The organism is Clostridium sp. 2218st1_F5_2218SCRN_220325, assembly GCF_039062665.1.
GTDB lineage: Bacteria > Bacillota > Clostridia > Peptostreptococcales > Peptostreptococcaceae > Intestinibacter.
This window is the reverse complement of sequence record NZ_JBCLNH010000004.1, coordinates 1-15,822: the sequence shown is the minus strand read 5'-3', so window position 1 is coordinate 15,822 and position 15,822 is coordinate 1. Positions and strand designations below refer to the sequence as shown.

Genomic DNA, 15,822 nt, shown 5'->3' with positions numbered 1-15,822 from the left:
TAAATTAAGTTAATCGCGGGGGATAAGATGAGAACTTACAAAATAAATAGAGATACATTGGAGACAAAGATTTCAGTTGAGATAAATTTAGATGGAAGTGGTAAATCAGAAATAGATACAGGGATTGGTTTTTTCGACCATATGCTTACCTTAATGGCGTTTCACGGCAAATTCGATATAAATATAAAATGCGAAGGCGATACTTATGTAGATGATCATCACACAATTGAAGATATAGGAATAGCACTTGGGCAGTGTGTAAAAAATGCCCTAGGAAATAGACGAGGAATAAAAAGATATTCTACAGTTTTTATTCCTATGGACGAATCACTAGCACAGACCTCAATTGATATAAGCAATAGACCTTACTTAGTATTTAATGCAGAATTTAAAGATAAAAGAGTTGGAAATATGACGACACAAATGGTCAAAGAATTTTTTAGAGCATTTGTAAATGAGTCAAGAGTTACGCTACACATAAACTTATTATATGGGGAAAATGACCATCACAAAATAGAAGCGATATTTAAATCTTTTGCAAGAGCATTAAAAGAATCAATAAAAATAGTTTCAGATGAGGTGTCTTCATCAAAGGGGGTTTTATAATGAATATTATAGTTGATTATGGCTTGGGAAATTTGGGTTCTGTAATTAGAGGGTTTAATAGAGCAGGGATAGATACAAAATTATCTAGAGATTTAGAAGAAATTAAAAATGCAGATTCGCTGATTTTGCCAGGGGTTGGAGCTTTTGGCGATGCAATGAATAAATTAAATGAGCTTGAGTTAGTAGATACAATTAAAGATTTTGCAAAAACAGGGAAGTACATGATAGGTATTTGCCTCGGGATGCAGATAATGTACGAACAAGGAACAGAATATGGAACTCACAAAGGACTCGGTCTTATAGAGGGCTCTGTAGATTTTTTAGATATAAATTTAAAAGTGCCACATATGGGTTGGAACGATTTAAAATTCGAGAAAAAGGACGACTTAATTTTAAAATATATAAAAGAAGGCGACTATGTATACTATGTCCACTCATATTACGCAAATTCTAATAACAAAGAATTAATTGCTTATTCAGAATATAAAAAGAAGATACCAGGAATAGTTAGAAAAGATAACGTATATGGATTACAATTTCATCCAGAAAAAAGCGGTCAAGTAGGAGCAGATATATTAAAAGCGTATAAGGAGTTGATTTTAAAATGATAATTTTCCCAGCAATAGATATAAAAGATAATAAATGTGTAAGACTTACACAAGGCGATTTTGACAAAGTAAATATATACAGTGAGGACCCATATCTTATGGCTAAAAAATGGGTAGAGTGTGGAGCTAAATTTATACATGTTGTAAATTTAAATGGTTCAAGAGATGAAGTAGGAATAAATGACGAGACACTAGAAAAAATAGCAACATCAGTAGATATACCAATCCAAGTTGGAGGTGGAATTAGAGATGAGAAAAGAGTAAAAGAGCTTTTAGATTTAGGAATAAATAGAGTAATTGTAGGGACTATGGCGATTGAAAATAAAAACTTGCTAAAAGAATTAATCAATAAATACGGTCAAGAAAAAATAGTAGTTTCAATAGATGCGATAAATAAAAAAGTTGCGACTCATGGTTGGGAAAAATTAAGCGACATAGATTCCGTTGATTTATGCAAAGAATTAGAACAAATCGGTGTTAAGACAATCGTATACACAGATATATCAAAAGATGGAATGCTTAAAGGACCAAACTTCGATATATACAAAGAATTATCACAAAAAACTTCACTAGACATAATAGCATCAGGAGGGGTTACATCTATAGATGATATTAAAAAACTTAGAGATATGAATATGTATGGTGCAATAATTGGAAAGGCACTTTATGATAAAAAATTAGATCTTAAGGAGGTAATTGACTTATGTTAACAAAGAGAATAATACCGTGCTTAGATGTGAGAAATGGAAGAGTAGTAAAAGGAAAGAAATTTAAAGATATAGTTGATGTAGATGAACCAGCGACTTTGGGCAAATTTTATAGTGATTGTGGTGCTGACGAATTAGTATTTTACGATATAACTGCATCTAATGAAGAGAGAAAAACTTCGCTCGAATTTGTCACAAGAGTTGCAGAAAAGATAAATATACCATTTTGTGTAGGCGGTGGAGTTAGTACTATTGATGATTTTACAAACATACTTTTAAAAGGGGCTGATAAAGTATCTATAAATTCATCTGCAGTAAAAAATCCAAATCTTATAAGAGAGGCATCAGAAAAGTTTGGAGCACAATGTGTAGTACTATCTATGGATGCAAAGAAAAACGATAAAGGCTCTTGGAGTGTGTACGTAAAAGGCGGTCGCGAAAAAACAGACTTAGATGCCATTGAGTGGGCGAAAAAGGGAGTTGAACTTGGGGCTGGCGAAATCGTAGTAAACAGTATAGATGAAGATGGAATGAAAAATGGATATGATATAGAATTATTGTCCAAGATAACTTCTGCTGTAAATGTTCCAGTAATAGCATCAGGAGGGGCTGGAAATATGGATGACTTTGTAAAAGCTGCAAAACAAGCAGATGCAGATGGAATACTTGCGGCATCAGTTTTTCATTTTGGCGAAATAAAGATAAATGATTTAAAGCAATATATGAAAAAACAAGGTATAGAAGTTAGAATATAAAAAATATGAAATTTAACAGATAAATATATAGAATAAAATGGAAAAGTGAAGAATATTGAGTTAAAATATAGATATGGTGAAAATTACGATAAAAAGAATATGTTAAAAATAAATTATAAAATATAAATTTTCATACGTATAAAATTAAAAAATATGGGGAGATAAATATGAGAGATAATTTAATTACAGAAAAGACATTAGAGGGAAAAATTGATTTAGACGCCATAAAAAACTTAAAGTTTGACGAGAAAGGACTAATTCCAGCAATTGCACAAGATATAGATACTAAAGAAGTGTTGATGATTGCGTATATGAATGAAGAATCAATAAGAAAAACTTTAAGTGAAAAAAGAGCATGTTACTATAGCAGAAGTAGACAACAACTTTGGACTAAAGGTTTAACTTCAGGCAATATACAAGAAGTTAAAGGACTATATTATGACTGTGATGCAGATTCAATATTAGTTTTAGTAAAACAAAGTGGGGTTGCATGCCATACTGGTAATTACTCATGCTTTTTTAACCCAATTATGGAAAAAGAAAAAATAGATACAAAAGACGTATTAGAAAAATTATATGCATTATTAGAAGATAGAAAATCAAATCCAGTAGAGGGTTCTTATACAAATTACTTATTTGATAAGGGATTAGATAAGATACTTAAAAAAGTAGGCGAAGAAAGTGCAGAAGTAATAATCGCTGCAAAAAATAAAAGCCAAGAAGAAATGACTTATGAAATAAGTGATTTAGTTTACCATACATTAGTTCTTATGGTCAATTCAGGTGTAAAAATTGAAGATATAAAAAAAGAATTAATAAGTAGAGAAAAATAAAATTAGATTTTTTATATAAAATAAAAGTAGGTGATAATAAGAAGCTATAGTTTTATTATTGTCTACTTTTATTTTAAGTATTTAAAAATGTGCCTTTTTATGACAAGATTACTAAAAATTCAGCATTGATTATAGAAATTAAATATAGGAAAATGAGAACAATAAATATTATAAAAAAATTATAAGGGGGGATTATCTTGAGATTAAAAAATAAGCTGACAGTAATCATTTTAGTTGCATTGTCTTTATTTTCGCTGACAGGGTGTAGTAATAAAAAAACAAGTGAAGATGAAAATAATATAAATGCAACACTAGCATCTACAACATTATCAGATATGATTTACAATTCATCACAAGAAATAAACAAGGGCCCAACAAAAACCTATGGGAAGATAGTTTACCTAACTATAGATGATGGACCATCTCAATATACTGATGAAATGGTAAAAATACTAAAAGATAATAATGTAAAAGCTACATTTTTCATGATAGATGGGAATATGAAATCTTATCCAAATCAAGTTAAAAATGCATTAGAAGCTGGAAATAGTATAGGATTTCACAGTGTAAGTCACGATATACACAAGTTGTATAAAACTCCTATGTCTGCCAAAAAAGAATTTGATACTTGTCAAAAGACTTTTGAAAAAATAACAGGAGAGACATCAAATCTTATAAGGCTGCCATTTGGAAGTAAGCCATATACTTCACAAGCATCATATGACAACATAGTAAATGCTGGATACAAAATATGGGACTGGACTTTAGACACTGAAGATTGGAAGTCTACATCACCACAAATTGTTCAAAGTATAAAACAAAATGCAAAGGGAAATGAGATAGTAATCCTTATTCATGAAAGAAAACAAACTGTTGCTGTATTAGATCAGATAATCAAGTATTTAAAATCACAAGGATATGAAATAGTTCCAATAACTCAAACACAAGAAGAGCAAAATTATTGGAATAAAAAATTAGGAAGTCAAGGTTAGAGGTAGGTGGATAAATTGAAAAAAACGCTATATTTAGGATTAGTAAGTTTATTATGCCTATCTATGATAGGATGTTCCAGTAAAAATACATTTAAAGTAGGTGATATTGAATTTTCAAATCAAGATGTAGAGAGGGTTGAGTCGATATTGACAGCCACTTCAAACTACACAGATGCAAATTATCTTTCTGATTTTAAAAGCTCAAAAGATAATAAAGAAATAACAAGTAAAGTAATAGACTATATGATAGATAACGAAGTTGTATACCAAAAGGCTCAAAGCGAAGGCATAAAAGTAGATGAAAATGATGTAGAGCAAAAATACAATCAAATTAAAACTATGTTAGATGCAAATGGTGATTATAAAAAATCACTAGAAAAAGCTAATATAGACGAAGCATATTTGAAAGAAACTATAAAAAAAGATTTAGTAATAAATAAATATAAAGAGAAGTATGAAGAAGATTTAAAAGTTACAGATAAAGAAATAGAAACTTATTACAACAAAAATAAATCAGACTTTAAAGAAGAATCAATAGAAGCTTATCATATATTAGTTTCGACTTTAGATGATGAAAATAAACAAGTAAGCGATTCTGAAAAAGATAAATTAAAATCAAAAGCTAATAAAATAGCAGAGAAAATAAAATCTGGGGAGGATTTTGAAAAACTAGCAAAAGAGAATTCGGATGATAAAAGTACTGGTAAAAATGGCGGATATCTAGGTTATTTTACAAAGGAAGATAAAAATCCTGAATTTACAAAAAAAGTATTTAGTCTGGATAAAGGTCAAGTATCAGATGTATTTGAAACACCTTATGGATATGAAATAGTAAAGGTGACAGATAAAAAGACAAAACAAAAATCATTAGAAGATTGTAGAGAAGATATTGTAAATAGAATACTTGCAGAAAAATATCTACAACATATAGAAAAATTAAAAGACGATACTACTATAGAAAGAAATTAAGATAAATATAAAAAAGACATACTGCCAAATTACATAGGGAGTATGTCTTTTTTTTGTTGACATTATTATAAATAACGTGAATTTAATTCAATGGATGAAGCCTCCCGCGCTGAATTCTGAGTAACGTATGAAATCATTGACGCTAAACTTTGAGCAAAGGATGAAGTCGCCCACGCCCAACTTTAAGCAACGAACGAAGTCGTTGGCGATATAAACGAAGTGAATTTTAGTATGTATTATATATAATTTTATGGATACAATATATAAATATTGATTTTATAGTAAAAAGCAGTATTTATTGATAAAAATGTAAATAAGTAATATAATTTATTTAATAAATCTAAATAGGAAAATGTTTACAAAGCGTGGCTTTGTTTTCCTATTATTATAATAAGAATTATATGATTTAATAAATAATATAACTGGGAGGTAATAAAATGTATCCAACAAGGGAAGAAGCATGGGAAATTTTCACTGAATACAACAAAGATGAACATCTAATAAAACATGGATTGACTGTAGAAGGGGTAATGAGACATTTCGCCAACTTATATGGTGGCAATCCTGATGAATGGGGAGTAGTAGGACTACTTCACGATGTCGATTATGAATTATATCCAGAAGAACACTGCAAAAAAACTATAGAAATACTACAAGATAAAGGCATAGACGAAGAAGTAATTCATGCAATAATAAGCCATGGATATGGTCTTGTAAACGATGTAAAACCAGAAACAGATATGGAAAAAGTTTTATATACAGTAGATGAATTGACAGGTCTTATAACAGCGGCTGCTATAATGAGACCATCAAAAAGTGTATTAGATATAACACTTAAATCTGTTAAAAAGAAATATAAATCAAAAGGATTTGCAGCAGGGGTAAACAGAGAAGTAATCGAAAATGGATGTAAGATGTTAGGAAAAGAATTAAATGAAGTTATAGAAGAGACTATTTTAGGTATGCGAGAAGTTGCAGAAGAAATAGGTCTTAAAGGGGATCTTTAAATATAGTCTATTTTAGAGATGATAAAAAATATGGTGAAATTGCAATGCTTATAAATGGAGCGGGAGTTTCTCCAAGCCAAGCATCTATAGAGACTATTTTAAAAGTAGACCTTTATGGAACAGCAGTATTATTAGAAGAAGTAGGTAAAGTGATAAAAGAAGGTGGAGTTGGAGTAACGATATCTAGCCAATCAGGATATAGAATGAAAGATTTAGGAGCAGAAATTGACAATCAACTAGCGACAACACCAACAGAAGAACTTTTAGATTTAGAAGTTTTACAAATTAAAAATAGAAAAGATACTCTACATGCATATCAACTTGCAAAACGTTGCAATGTAAAACGTGTAATGGGTTGTGCTGTAAAATGGGGAGAAAAAGGAGCAAGAATAAACTCTATCTCATCTGGAATAGTTGTTACACCTTTAGCAATAGACGAATTCAACGGTCCAAGAGGCGATTTTTATAAAAATATGTTTGCAAAATGCCCAGCGAGAAGACCGGCAACTGCAGACGAAGTGGCAAATGTAGCCGAATTATTGATGAGTCCTAAGGGTGCATTTATAACAGGAAGTGACTTTTTAATAGATGGAGGCGCTATAGCATCTTATTTCTATGGGGCATTAAAATCAGAAAAATAGAATATAAATTATTAAATAAATTAAAAAACATCTCTATATCATAAATACTTAGAGATGTTTTTTAGTTAAAATATAGAAAATAAAATAATTTGAATAATATTTAATATTAACCAAATACTATATATAATAAGCATGCTAAGGAGATATTTTACTATGAAAAAGCAAAATATATTTAATATAATTCACGTGATAATATATTTAATCTATGCTTTATGCATAGGATATTTTGTTACAGTAAGAGATTTTCGATCAATTATTTTATCAATTTTAAGCTTAATCGGAATTATAATTTTAGTTATACTAAATAAAAAGTATAATCATCTATTTGGAAATTTACTTGTAACGACCTTAATTATTTTTATACCAATAGCAATAATCGGCGGTACTTGTTTTGATTTCTATCGATTTAATCATTTTGACGATGTTTTGCATATAACATCTGGTTTTATTGGATGTATGGCAGCAAAAATAATATTTTATTTTAGTCAAAATGAAACAAATACACGTAGAAAGAGATTATTCTTTGTTATATATATGTTTATGTTTAGTATGGGTGTTGCAAGTATATGGGAGCTTATTGAATTTGGGCTTGATAAGTATTTAGAATTTGACTGTCAAGCAGGAGGTCTTACAGATACTATGTTTGATATACTTGACTGTCTAGTTGGAAGTATTATCGCGACAACATACTATTACTTTAAAATAAAAAAGCAAGATGTAAATTAAATTGCCATCTCCTATATTTTAATAAAATAATAAAAACGTCCCTCTTATAATTTAGTGGGGCGTTTTTAAATTATTTTATATAGAGCTATACTTATTATTATGATAGAATATGTTTATTATATATTTTACTGAGTAAAGAATATAAATAAATATTTATCAAAGGGAGGATAGTTAATGTCAAACAATGAAAAACAAACGAATAATGAAACGCGCGACAGTTTTACATCGAAGACGGGATTTATACTTGCTTGTATAGGTTCTGCAGTAGGGATGGGAAATATATGGCTATTCCCTTATAGAGTAGGTCAATTTGGTGGAGCTGCGTTTTTAATTCCTTATCTAATATTTATCATCCTGTTAGGATATACAGGTCTTATGGGGGAGTTCGCTTTTGGTAGAATGACACAAACAGGTCCAATAGGATCGTTTAAAAAAGCATTAGAAACAAAAAATAAAAAATGGGGTGGGATTCTAGGTGCAATACCAGTTTTAGGAGCATTTGGAATAGCTGTTGGATATGCAGTTGTTGTAGGATGGTTTTTAAGATTCTTAGTTGGATTTATAACTGGAAGTGCAATGGCATCTTCAGATAGCGCCCTTTATTTTGGAGAAATAGCAGGACCTTTTGGAAGTATAATATGGCATATAATTGCCCTTGTTATAGTATCTATAATACTTGTTTCAGGTGTAGCAAAAGGTATCGAGATAATGAATAAGATAATGATGCCGGCATTTTATATATTATTTATAATAGTTATGGTAAGAGTATTTATGTTAGATGGAGCGATTGATGGACTTAAATATTTAGTTGTGCCAGATTGGGCTTCTTTAGCAGAACCTAAAACATGGATTTATGCATTAGGGCAGGCATTTTTCTCACTTTCTCTAGCGGGATCTGGGATGATAGTTTATGGAAGTTATCTAAAAAGAGATGTAGATATTATATCTAGTGCAAAAAATACAGTAATATTTGATACTTTAGGTGCATTTTTAGCAGGGTTAGTTATAATACCAGCTGTTTTTGCATTTAATTTAGACCCAGCATCAGGACCACCACTGTTATTTATAACAATACCATCAGTATTTAAATTAATGCCGTTTGGTAGACTTTTCGGAATAATATTCTTTGTATCTGTTTTATTCGCCTCAATAACTTCTTTAATGAATTTATTAGAAGTACCAATAGAAGCAGTACAAAGTACATTTAAATTAAATAGAAAAGTTTCAGTTGCAATAGTAGTGATAGCAACATTCTTATTAGGATTATTTGCTGAAGATGGAGATGCATTAGGAATGTTAATGGACTTCGTATCAATTTATATAATTCCACTAGGTGCATTTATATCAGGTGTTATGTTCTTCTGGATTATAGGAATTAAAAAAGCAAAATCAGAAATAGAATGTGGCTCAGAGAAAAAATTAGGAAAATTATTTGGAATAAGTGCTAAATATGTATTTGTATTTTTAACAGTATTTGTACTTATAGCTGGTATTCTTTTAGGAGGAATAGGCTAAATATAATAGAAATAATTAAATAAAATCATATAAAAATCCCCTCTAGTATCTAGAAGGGATTTTTATAATACAGAGAAAATTATATTTATAAATTAGAATATTATAATAATTTATAAATTATGAATAAGTATTATAAATTATAGATAAGTGTAATTGATATATATGTATGTAAAAAATGAGGTGAAAAGATGAAAAAAATAAGCTTTAATTATGAGGGGCGAGAGTTGGCTGTTGATATTATATATAGAAAAAGAAAAAACATATCTTTAAAAGTAAGTCCAAAAGAAAACATACAAATAATAGCGCCACATAGAGTTTCTTCAGATTTATTAAAAAAAGTACTACAAGATAATTCAAAGTGGATACTATCTAAATTAAATAAATTTAAACATTTTGACGACACTCTTATAAAAAGAGATTATGAAGATGATGAAATATATTATTATATGGGCAAACAATATAAACTTAAAATTTTAAAAGATATGAATTTACAAAATAAAAATAATAAAAACTATAACTATATAGAGTTAAAAGGCGACAATATAGAAATTAGAACAAATAATTGGGAAAAAGATTATATAAAAGAAAGTCTAAAAAATTGGTATAAACTGAGAAGTGAAGAGATAATAATGGATAGAATTGATTATTTAAGAAGCAAAAGTGATGATTTTAGAAAAATTGAGCCCAACTTAGTAAAAGTTAAAGAACAAAAGAAAATTTGGGGCAGTTGTAATACATCTAAGAACATATATATAAATTCTAAAATATCAATGCTGCCACTAGATGCGGTTGATTATATAATTGTGCATGAGTTTTGTCATATAATTTATATGAATCACTCAAAGGATTTTTATAAATTAGTTCAAAATATTATACCTAATTACAAAGAAATAGTATTATGGCTTAAGGAAAATAATTATAAATTTGTATTATAGTAGTTGTTATTCTTGTTTTTTGAAAATATACTTATAATTTAAAAATTAAAAATATACTTATAAATTGTGAATTTTAAGTTAATTAAAATTAAGTTTTTTGCGAATATAATAAATTTTCTAAAAACTTAGAAAAAATGATTGACTTAATATACCAATACAAATATAATATAAATATAATAAATGAGAAACAAATAAAAGCTTTGACGGAGACAAAAATGTTCGTTGATTAATTACAGAGAGTCGGTGTTGCTGAGAGCCGGTGTTAATTTGAGCATATAATGATCACTCCTAGCTTCCGTATTGAACAGGTAACTTATTAAATATGGACGTCTGCTAACGTTACATAGCTATAGTTAAGATTTGCTCTGACTAGAAAAATGAGGGATAGTCATTTATTGTATGGCTATAAATAAGGTGGTACCGCGGAATATAACTTTCGTCCTTATGAGTAATAAAGTGTTGCTTATATAGGAGAAAGTTTTTTTTATTGCAAAAATTCCTATAAAGCACACAGATTTGAAAAAAATACTTAAATTTCAATGAATTAATTTATAGGGGGTAAAAATAATGAGAAGAAACGTATATGCAAAATTAAATCAAGGTATGGATTCATTTTTAAGAGTAGCCATGACATTAAGAAGAAAAGAACTATCTATAGAAGAAATAAGTATGAATAGAGAACAATCAGGAATGTATCTTACAATAAATGAAGATGAAACATCTTTAGAAGAAGTAGTAAACCATATGAGAAAATTATATGATGTAACTGATTTACATGTTCAATAATAAAGAGAATAATCAAAATATTTGAAAAGATAAGAAAAATAAAATATTAACAAAGAAAAATATTGAAAAAAATGGAAATGTAATATATAATACTTATAAAAAAAGCAAAGAGTAAAAAATACTTGTAAAAAACAAATAAAAATAAATAAAAGCTTTAAAATATAAAATAAAAACTAACTTACAGTTTAAAACTTAAAAATATTATCTGGAAATTGAATTATAGTTTTATACTTAAGAAGATAATCTATTTTTATAGTTTTATCACTAAAAATAATTAATATATATAAATAACAAGGGGGATTTTCACTAATGAGAATGTTTTATGACAAAGATGTAAGCATGGATGCTTTAAAAGGGAAAAAAGTTGCAATACTAGGATATGGTAGTCAAGGCCATGCTCATGCACAAAATTTAAGAGACAGTGGAGTAGATGTAGTAGTTGGGTTACACGAAGGATCAAAATCAGGAGTTAGGGCTAAAGAAGATGGTTTTGAAGTATTAAGTGTAGCAGATGCTACTAAAGCAGGAGATATAGTAATGTGTTTATTACCAGATGAAGTTCAAAGGGTAGTATACGCTGAAAGCATAAAAGATAACTTAAGAGAAGGACAAACATTAGCATTTGCTCATGGATTTAATATACATTTTGGATATATAACACCACCAGAATATGTAGACGTAATAATGGTTGCACCTAAAGGACCAGGTCACTTAGTAAGAAGTGTATACAAAGAAGGAAGCGGTGTACCAGATTTATTCGCAGTTTACCAAAACTACACTGGTAAAGCTGAAGAAACAGTTTTAGCTTATGCAAAAGGTATAGGTGGAACTAGAGCTGGTGTACTTGAAACAACATTTAAAGAAGAAACAGAAACAGATTTATTCGGTGAACAAGCAGTTCTTTGTGGTGGATGCGAAGAATTAATAAAAGCAGGTTTCCAAACTCTAGTAGATGCTGGATACCAACCAGAAATAGCATACTTTGAATGTCTACATGAAATGAAATTAATAGTTGACTTAATGTATGAAGGTGGACTTGAAAGAATGAACTATTCAGTAAGTGAAACTGCTGAATACGGTGGATACGTATCAGGTAAAAGAGTTATAGGAGAAGCTTCAAAAGCTGCAATGAAAGAAATACTAGCTGATATACAAAGTGGTAAATTTGCTAGAGATTTCATAGCTGAAAATGAAAGTGGATGCAAAAAATTCCACGCTATGAGAGAAGAACAATATAGCTCTCAAATATCTGAAACAGGTAGACAATTAAGAAGCATGATGACTTTCTTAAAAAAATAAGAAGATAAAATTATAAATTTAAAAAGCACAACAGTTATAAATCTATATTGAAAATTAAACTTTTTACTTAGTTTAATTTTCAATAAATTATAACTAAATTAAACAAATATAACACTAATATAAAATGTAAAAAATATAAACTTATTTAAAATAATTGGGAATTAAATATTATCTCATGTGATTTATACAAACTAAAATCAAGAGAGATAATAACTATAAATTTATTATTTAATAATTTAATTTTTATTTCAATTTTACAAATTGAATTTTAATAATATGGTAAATAATTAATATAAAATAACTGGGAAATATGTATAAAGAGCTAAATTATATTATATAAAAAGTAAAAAGATAAAAATTTATACTTATAAAGAAGCAAAAAGAACTAATTTATAATATATGCATAAAATATAAAAAAATATAAAGATAAATAATTAATATATTTAAATAACAATGGCAAAAATAATGGGAAAAATAAAAGTTAATATGAGTATTTTTTAATACTAAAATACATAGCAAATTATATTCTTCTAAAACTTGAAATTATATTCTTTTAAAATTTTTGGATCAATATAATTTTTTATGTATATGAAAAAACTTAAAATAAAACAATAAAAACTAAGAAAAAATACTTTATATAAAAATTACAAAGTTTAATTAAATTGACAAAAGAAATATTTAAGGGGGACAAATCAAGATGCAAGGTGCTAATCTTATAATAGAATGTCTAATAAAAGAAAGCGTAACCACTATGTTTGGTTATCCTGGAGGAAGTGTAATACCAATATATGATGCACTATATGATTATACAGACCAAATAAAACATATAAGAACATCTCATGAACAAGGCGCAGTTCATGCGGCTGATGGATACGCTAGAACTTCTGGAAAAACAGGTGTATGCGTTATAACTTCGGGACCAGGAGCTACTAATGCAGTTACAGGAATAGCAACTGCATATATGGATTCATCACCTCTTGTAGTAATATCAGGACAAGTTGGAACAAGTTTATTAGGAAAAGATACATTTCAAGAAATTGATATAACAGGAGTAACCTATTCTATAACAAAACACAATTTTTTAGTTAGAAACTTAGAAGAACTTCCAAAAATAATAAGCCAAGCGTTTACAATTGCAAATGAAGGAAGAAAAGGACCTGTTTTAGTTGATATACCTAAAAATCTACAAGTTACAGACATAGATTATAATATGGAAAATTATATACCATCATGTCAAAACTCCAAAATAAAAGATGAGTTTGAAATAAGAGAAGAAAATGAAACAAAAAATAAGCTTAAAGATGTAGCAAACTTAATAAAAGAATCTAAAAAGCCTGTAATATATGCAGGTGGTGGAATAAAATCAGTAGATCAATATGATTTATTAAAAAACTTTGCACAAAAAATCAATACACCAGTATTAAATACACTTATGGGACTTGGAGGAATAGACAGACAGGATACACTTTCATTAGGGCTTGTAGGAATGCATGGAAGCAAAGAAGCAAACCTAGCTATATCAAACTCAGACTTAGTAATATCTATAGGAGCACGTTTTAGTGATAGAGTAATTGGTAATAAAGATGAATTTGCAAAAAATGCAAAAATAATACAAATAGATATTGATTCATCAGAAATGAGCAAAAATATACCTGCAGAAATTGAATTAATAGGTGACTTAACAGATGTTCTTAACGGTATTTTAGAAATAGTAGAACCTAAAAATAATTCAGAGTGGTTATCTGAAATAGATACTTTTAAAGATACAGAACACATAATAGATAAAAATGCCTTCCATCCTAAAAATATATTAGAAGCATTTAATAAAAAATTAGGAAGCGAAAATACAACAGTAGTAACAGATGTCGGACAACATCAAATGTGGACCGCACAATATTGGAGTTTTGAAAAAGGAAGAAGTTACATAACTTCAGGAGGCTTAGGCACAATGGGATTTGGCCTAGGAGGAGCTATCGGAACAAAATTAGGAACACCGCAAAAAAACGTCCTACTAGTTACAGGTGATGGAAGTTTTAAAATGAACTGCAACGAACTTGCAACCGTAGCAACTCAAGATTTGCCTATAGTAATACTCCTATTTAACAACAATGCACTAGGAATGGTTAGACAATGGCAAAACTTATTCTCACATAAGAGATATTCAGAAACAGATATATACGATAAAACTAATTACATAATGCTAGCAAATGCATACGGAATAGAAGGACATAAGGCGCAAAATTTAGAAGAATTAAATCAAATTCTAGAAGATTTAACACTAGACAAACCAGTCCTTATAGAATGTCAGATAGATCACGACATCAATGTATTCCCAATCGTTCCACCAAACGATAATTTGCTTAATTTAATATGTAATTAATCTAAATAAAAATCAATGTAAAATGGGGCAGTATAAAAATATATTTTTGTACTTGCTCCTTTTTATTTGTTAAAAATTGATGGTATAAAATAAAATATTACTTATTACTTATTACTTATTACTTCAATACATTATGATTATATTAAACAACTTTGTGATAAATAATATATAAAGTGTATGGGAGATAAAATACAGAATAGAGAAAATATAATAATTAAGTAATTAAAATTATTAAAAATATAAATTAAATTTATAAATAAATAATAATCTTCATATTAAACATATATATTTTTTAAGTCTAAATAAATTCTACTTTTCTAGTTTGAATTTCTTTTTTAGTTATAGATAAATTTTTTGTCGCAAATTCCATAAATAAGTCGTTTATTTTACTAATTTTAGTTAATTTCTGAACTTTAGATAAAAAAGAGTACCATGCTAAATAATTATTTAGATATTTAGTAGCAACACCATGGAAGTTAGCCAACCAATTAGATAGTTTTGTATGATACATAAGCACATGATGTACTGTATAAATTGGAGCGCTCATTCGACTTTTAGCTTTTTTAAAATTAACTTTAAATTTATTCGAAATCATTCTATATGGATAATTTAAAAAAGAACATAATGTTACATTTTTCTTCAGTTTGCCTTCAAAGAAATATAGTTCATCTTGACAAATTTTCTTATTATATGACCTAAAATATGGATTTTCTATTATTCTTGTTAGAATATGACCATTTCTGTCCATTGTTGTATTAATTTTGACTTGTATAGGTTTTAGATATTTAGCTGGATTTTTTAGAAAAATATTTGAATTCATAAAAGTGAAAGTTATACTTCTAGGTAAATTTTCATATTCAAAATTTTTAAAATAACGGTCTTCTTCTATAGATTTGTTATTACTTTTTCCTTTAAAAGATTCATTTAGATGGTATTCATCGACATATACAAGACCTTCAAAACTTTGATTTCTCAATGATAAATTTAAAACATCTAAGATTCTATGACGCATAAAAAATGATGTTGGAATACTGACTGAAACTTGTTGTGCACAATACTTTAT

14 protein-coding genes, 2 pseudogenes and 1 other annotated feature are annotated in these 15,822 nt (G+C 28.2%); of the genes and pseudogenes, 15 read left to right on the top strand and 1 reads right to left on the bottom strand.

The features are described 5' to 3' along the window. The first annotated feature begins 27 nt into the window (after positions 1-27). The 15 genes and pseudogenes from hisB to ilvB all read left to right on the top strand — a co-directional run bounded on the left by hisB (position 28) and on the right by ilvB (position 14,759). A complete protein-coding gene (gene hisB / locus ABCM86_RS03550) occupies positions 28-606 on the top strand; it encodes an imidazoleglycerol-phosphate dehydratase HisB (protein ID WP_295778877.1) in 579 nt (192 codons plus the stop codon). Beyond that, positions 606-1,214, top strand: a complete 609-nt coding sequence (gene hisH / locus ABCM86_RS03545; protein WP_343003504.1) for an imidazole glycerol phosphate synthase subunit HisH — start codon at positions 606-608, stop codon at positions 1,212-1,214. Before hisB ends, hisH begins: the two co-directional genes overlap by 1 nt. Further along, on the top strand, positions 1,211-1,924 hold the full coding sequence (gene hisA, locus ABCM86_RS03540) for a 1-(5-phosphoribosyl)-5-[(5-phosphoribosylamino)methylideneamino]imidazole-4-carboxamide isomerase (protein ID WP_295778880.1): 714 nt from the start codon (positions 1,211-1,213) through the stop codon (positions 1,922-1,924). The genes hisH and hisA overlap by 4 nt, the downstream gene beginning before the upstream one ends. Continuing rightward, positions 1,918-2,676 carry an imidazole glycerol phosphate synthase subunit HisF gene (gene hisF / locus ABCM86_RS03535; RefSeq protein WP_295778883.1) on the top strand — a complete coding sequence of 253 codons (759 nt, stop codon included), beginning with the start codon at positions 1,918-1,920 and terminating at the stop codon, positions 2,674-2,676. The genes hisA and hisF overlap by 7 nt, the downstream gene beginning before the upstream one ends. 167 nt (positions 2,677-2,843) lie before the next feature. Continuing rightward, a complete protein-coding gene (gene hisIE, locus ABCM86_RS03530) occupies positions 2,844-3,509 on the top strand; it encodes a bifunctional phosphoribosyl-AMP cyclohydrolase/phosphoribosyl-ATP diphosphatase HisIE (protein WP_343003503.1) in 666 nt (221 codons plus the stop codon). A 197-nt stretch (positions 3,510-3,706) separates the two neighbouring features. After that, positions 3,707-4,501, top strand: coding sequence for a polysaccharide deacetylase family protein (locus ABCM86_RS03525; protein ID WP_343003502.1), 795 nt, complete (start codon positions 3,707-3,709; stop codon positions 4,499-4,501). Positions 4,502-4,516: 15 nt separating this feature from the next. Beyond that, positions 4,517-5,470 carry a peptidylprolyl isomerase gene (locus ABCM86_RS03520; protein WP_331469818.1) on the top strand — a complete coding sequence of 318 codons (954 nt, stop codon included), beginning with the start codon at positions 4,517-4,519 and terminating at the stop codon, positions 5,468-5,470. A gap of 437 nt (positions 5,471-5,907) precedes the next feature. Beyond that, on the top strand, positions 5,908-6,477 hold the full coding sequence (locus ABCM86_RS03515) for an HDIG domain-containing metalloprotein (protein ID WP_343003501.1): 570 nt from the start codon (positions 5,908-5,910) through the stop codon (positions 6,475-6,477). Between the two features lie 23 nt (positions 6,478-6,500). Next, positions 6,501-7,118: pseudogene (locus ABCM86_RS03510) on the top strand (SDR family oxidoreductase); the annotation flags it as partial. Positions 7,119-7,271: 153 nt separating this feature from the next. After that, complete coding sequence (locus tag ABCM86_RS03505; protein WP_343003500.1) at positions 7,272-7,844, top strand: hypothetical protein; 573 nt, start codon at positions 7,272-7,274, stop codon at positions 7,842-7,844. A 174-nt stretch (positions 7,845-8,018) separates the two neighbouring features. Next, positions 8,019-9,359 carry a sodium-dependent transporter gene (locus ABCM86_RS03500; RefSeq protein WP_343003499.1) on the top strand — a complete coding sequence of 447 codons (1,341 nt, stop codon included), beginning with the start codon at positions 8,019-8,021 and terminating at the stop codon, positions 9,357-9,359. A 188-nt stretch (positions 9,360-9,547) separates the two neighbouring features. After that, positions 9,548-10,294, top strand: a complete 747-nt coding sequence (locus ABCM86_RS03495; protein ID WP_343003498.1) for a SprT family zinc-dependent metalloprotease — start codon at positions 9,548-9,550, stop codon at positions 10,292-10,294. Positions 10,295-10,485: 191 nt separating this feature from the next. After that, positions 10,486-10,741: a binding site (T-box leader), on the top strand. Positions 10,742-10,861: 120 nt separating this feature from the next. Beyond that, positions 10,862-11,080, top strand: coding sequence for an ACT domain-containing protein (locus ABCM86_RS03490; RefSeq protein ID WP_295572122.1), 219 nt, complete (start codon positions 10,862-10,864; stop codon positions 11,078-11,080). 309 nt (positions 11,081-11,389) lie between these two features. Next, on the top strand, positions 11,390-12,379 hold the full coding sequence (gene ilvC / locus ABCM86_RS03485) for a ketol-acid reductoisomerase (protein WP_195931910.1): 990 nt from the start codon (positions 11,390-11,392) through the stop codon (positions 12,377-12,379). Between the two features lie 697 nt (positions 12,380-13,076). After that, positions 13,077-14,759, top strand: a complete 1,683-nt coding sequence (ilvB, locus tag ABCM86_RS03480) for a biosynthetic-type acetolactate synthase large subunit (protein ID WP_343003497.1) — start codon at positions 13,077-13,079, stop codon at positions 14,757-14,759. A 298-nt stretch (positions 14,760-15,057) separates the two neighbouring features. Here ilvB and ABCM86_RS03475 read toward each other — a convergent pair. Next, positions 15,058-15,822: pseudogene (locus ABCM86_RS03475) on the bottom strand (hypothetical protein); the annotation flags it as partial.

Bases quoted from the DNA above. Each gene is read 5' to 3' on its own strand.
- hisB (WP_295778877.1), top strand. From the start codon at position 28: ATGAGAACTTACAAAATAAATAGAGATACATTGGAGACAAAGATTTCA.
- ilvB (WP_343003497.1), top strand. From the start codon at position 13,077: ATGCAAGGTGCTAATCTTATAATAGAATGTCTAATAAAAGAAAGCGTA.
- ilvC (WP_195931910.1), top strand. From the start codon at position 11,390: ATGAGAATGTTTTATGACAAAGATGTAAGCATGGATGCTTTAAAAGGG.
- hisF (WP_295778883.1), top strand. From the start codon at position 1,918: ATGTTAACAAAGAGAATAATACCGTGCTTAGATGTGAGAAATGGAAGA.
- ABCM86_RS03515 (WP_343003501.1), top strand. From the start codon at position 5,908: ATGTATCCAACAAGGGAAGAAGCATGGGAAATTTTCACTGAATACAAC.
- hisH (WP_343003504.1), top strand. From the start codon at position 606: ATGAATATTATAGTTGATTATGGCTTGGGAAATTTGGGTTCTGTAATT.
- hisIE (WP_343003503.1), top strand. From the start codon at position 2,844: ATGAGAGATAATTTAATTACAGAAAAGACATTAGAGGGAAAAATTGAT.
- ABCM86_RS03490 (WP_295572122.1), top strand. From the start codon at position 10,862: ATGAGAAGAAACGTATATGCAAAATTAAATCAAGGTATGGATTCATTT.
- hisA (WP_295778880.1), top strand. From the start codon at position 1,211: ATGATAATTTTCCCAGCAATAGATATAAAAGATAATAAATGTGTAAGA.
- ABCM86_RS03500 (WP_343003499.1), top strand. From the start codon at position 8,019: ATGTCAAACAATGAAAAACAAACGAATAATGAAACGCGCGACAGTTTT.
- ABCM86_RS03495 (WP_343003498.1), top strand. From the start codon at position 9,548: ATGAAAAAAATAAGCTTTAATTATGAGGGGCGAGAGTTGGCTGTTGAT.
- ABCM86_RS03505 (WP_343003500.1), top strand. From the start codon at position 7,272: ATGAAAAAGCAAAATATATTTAATATAATTCACGTGATAATATATTTA.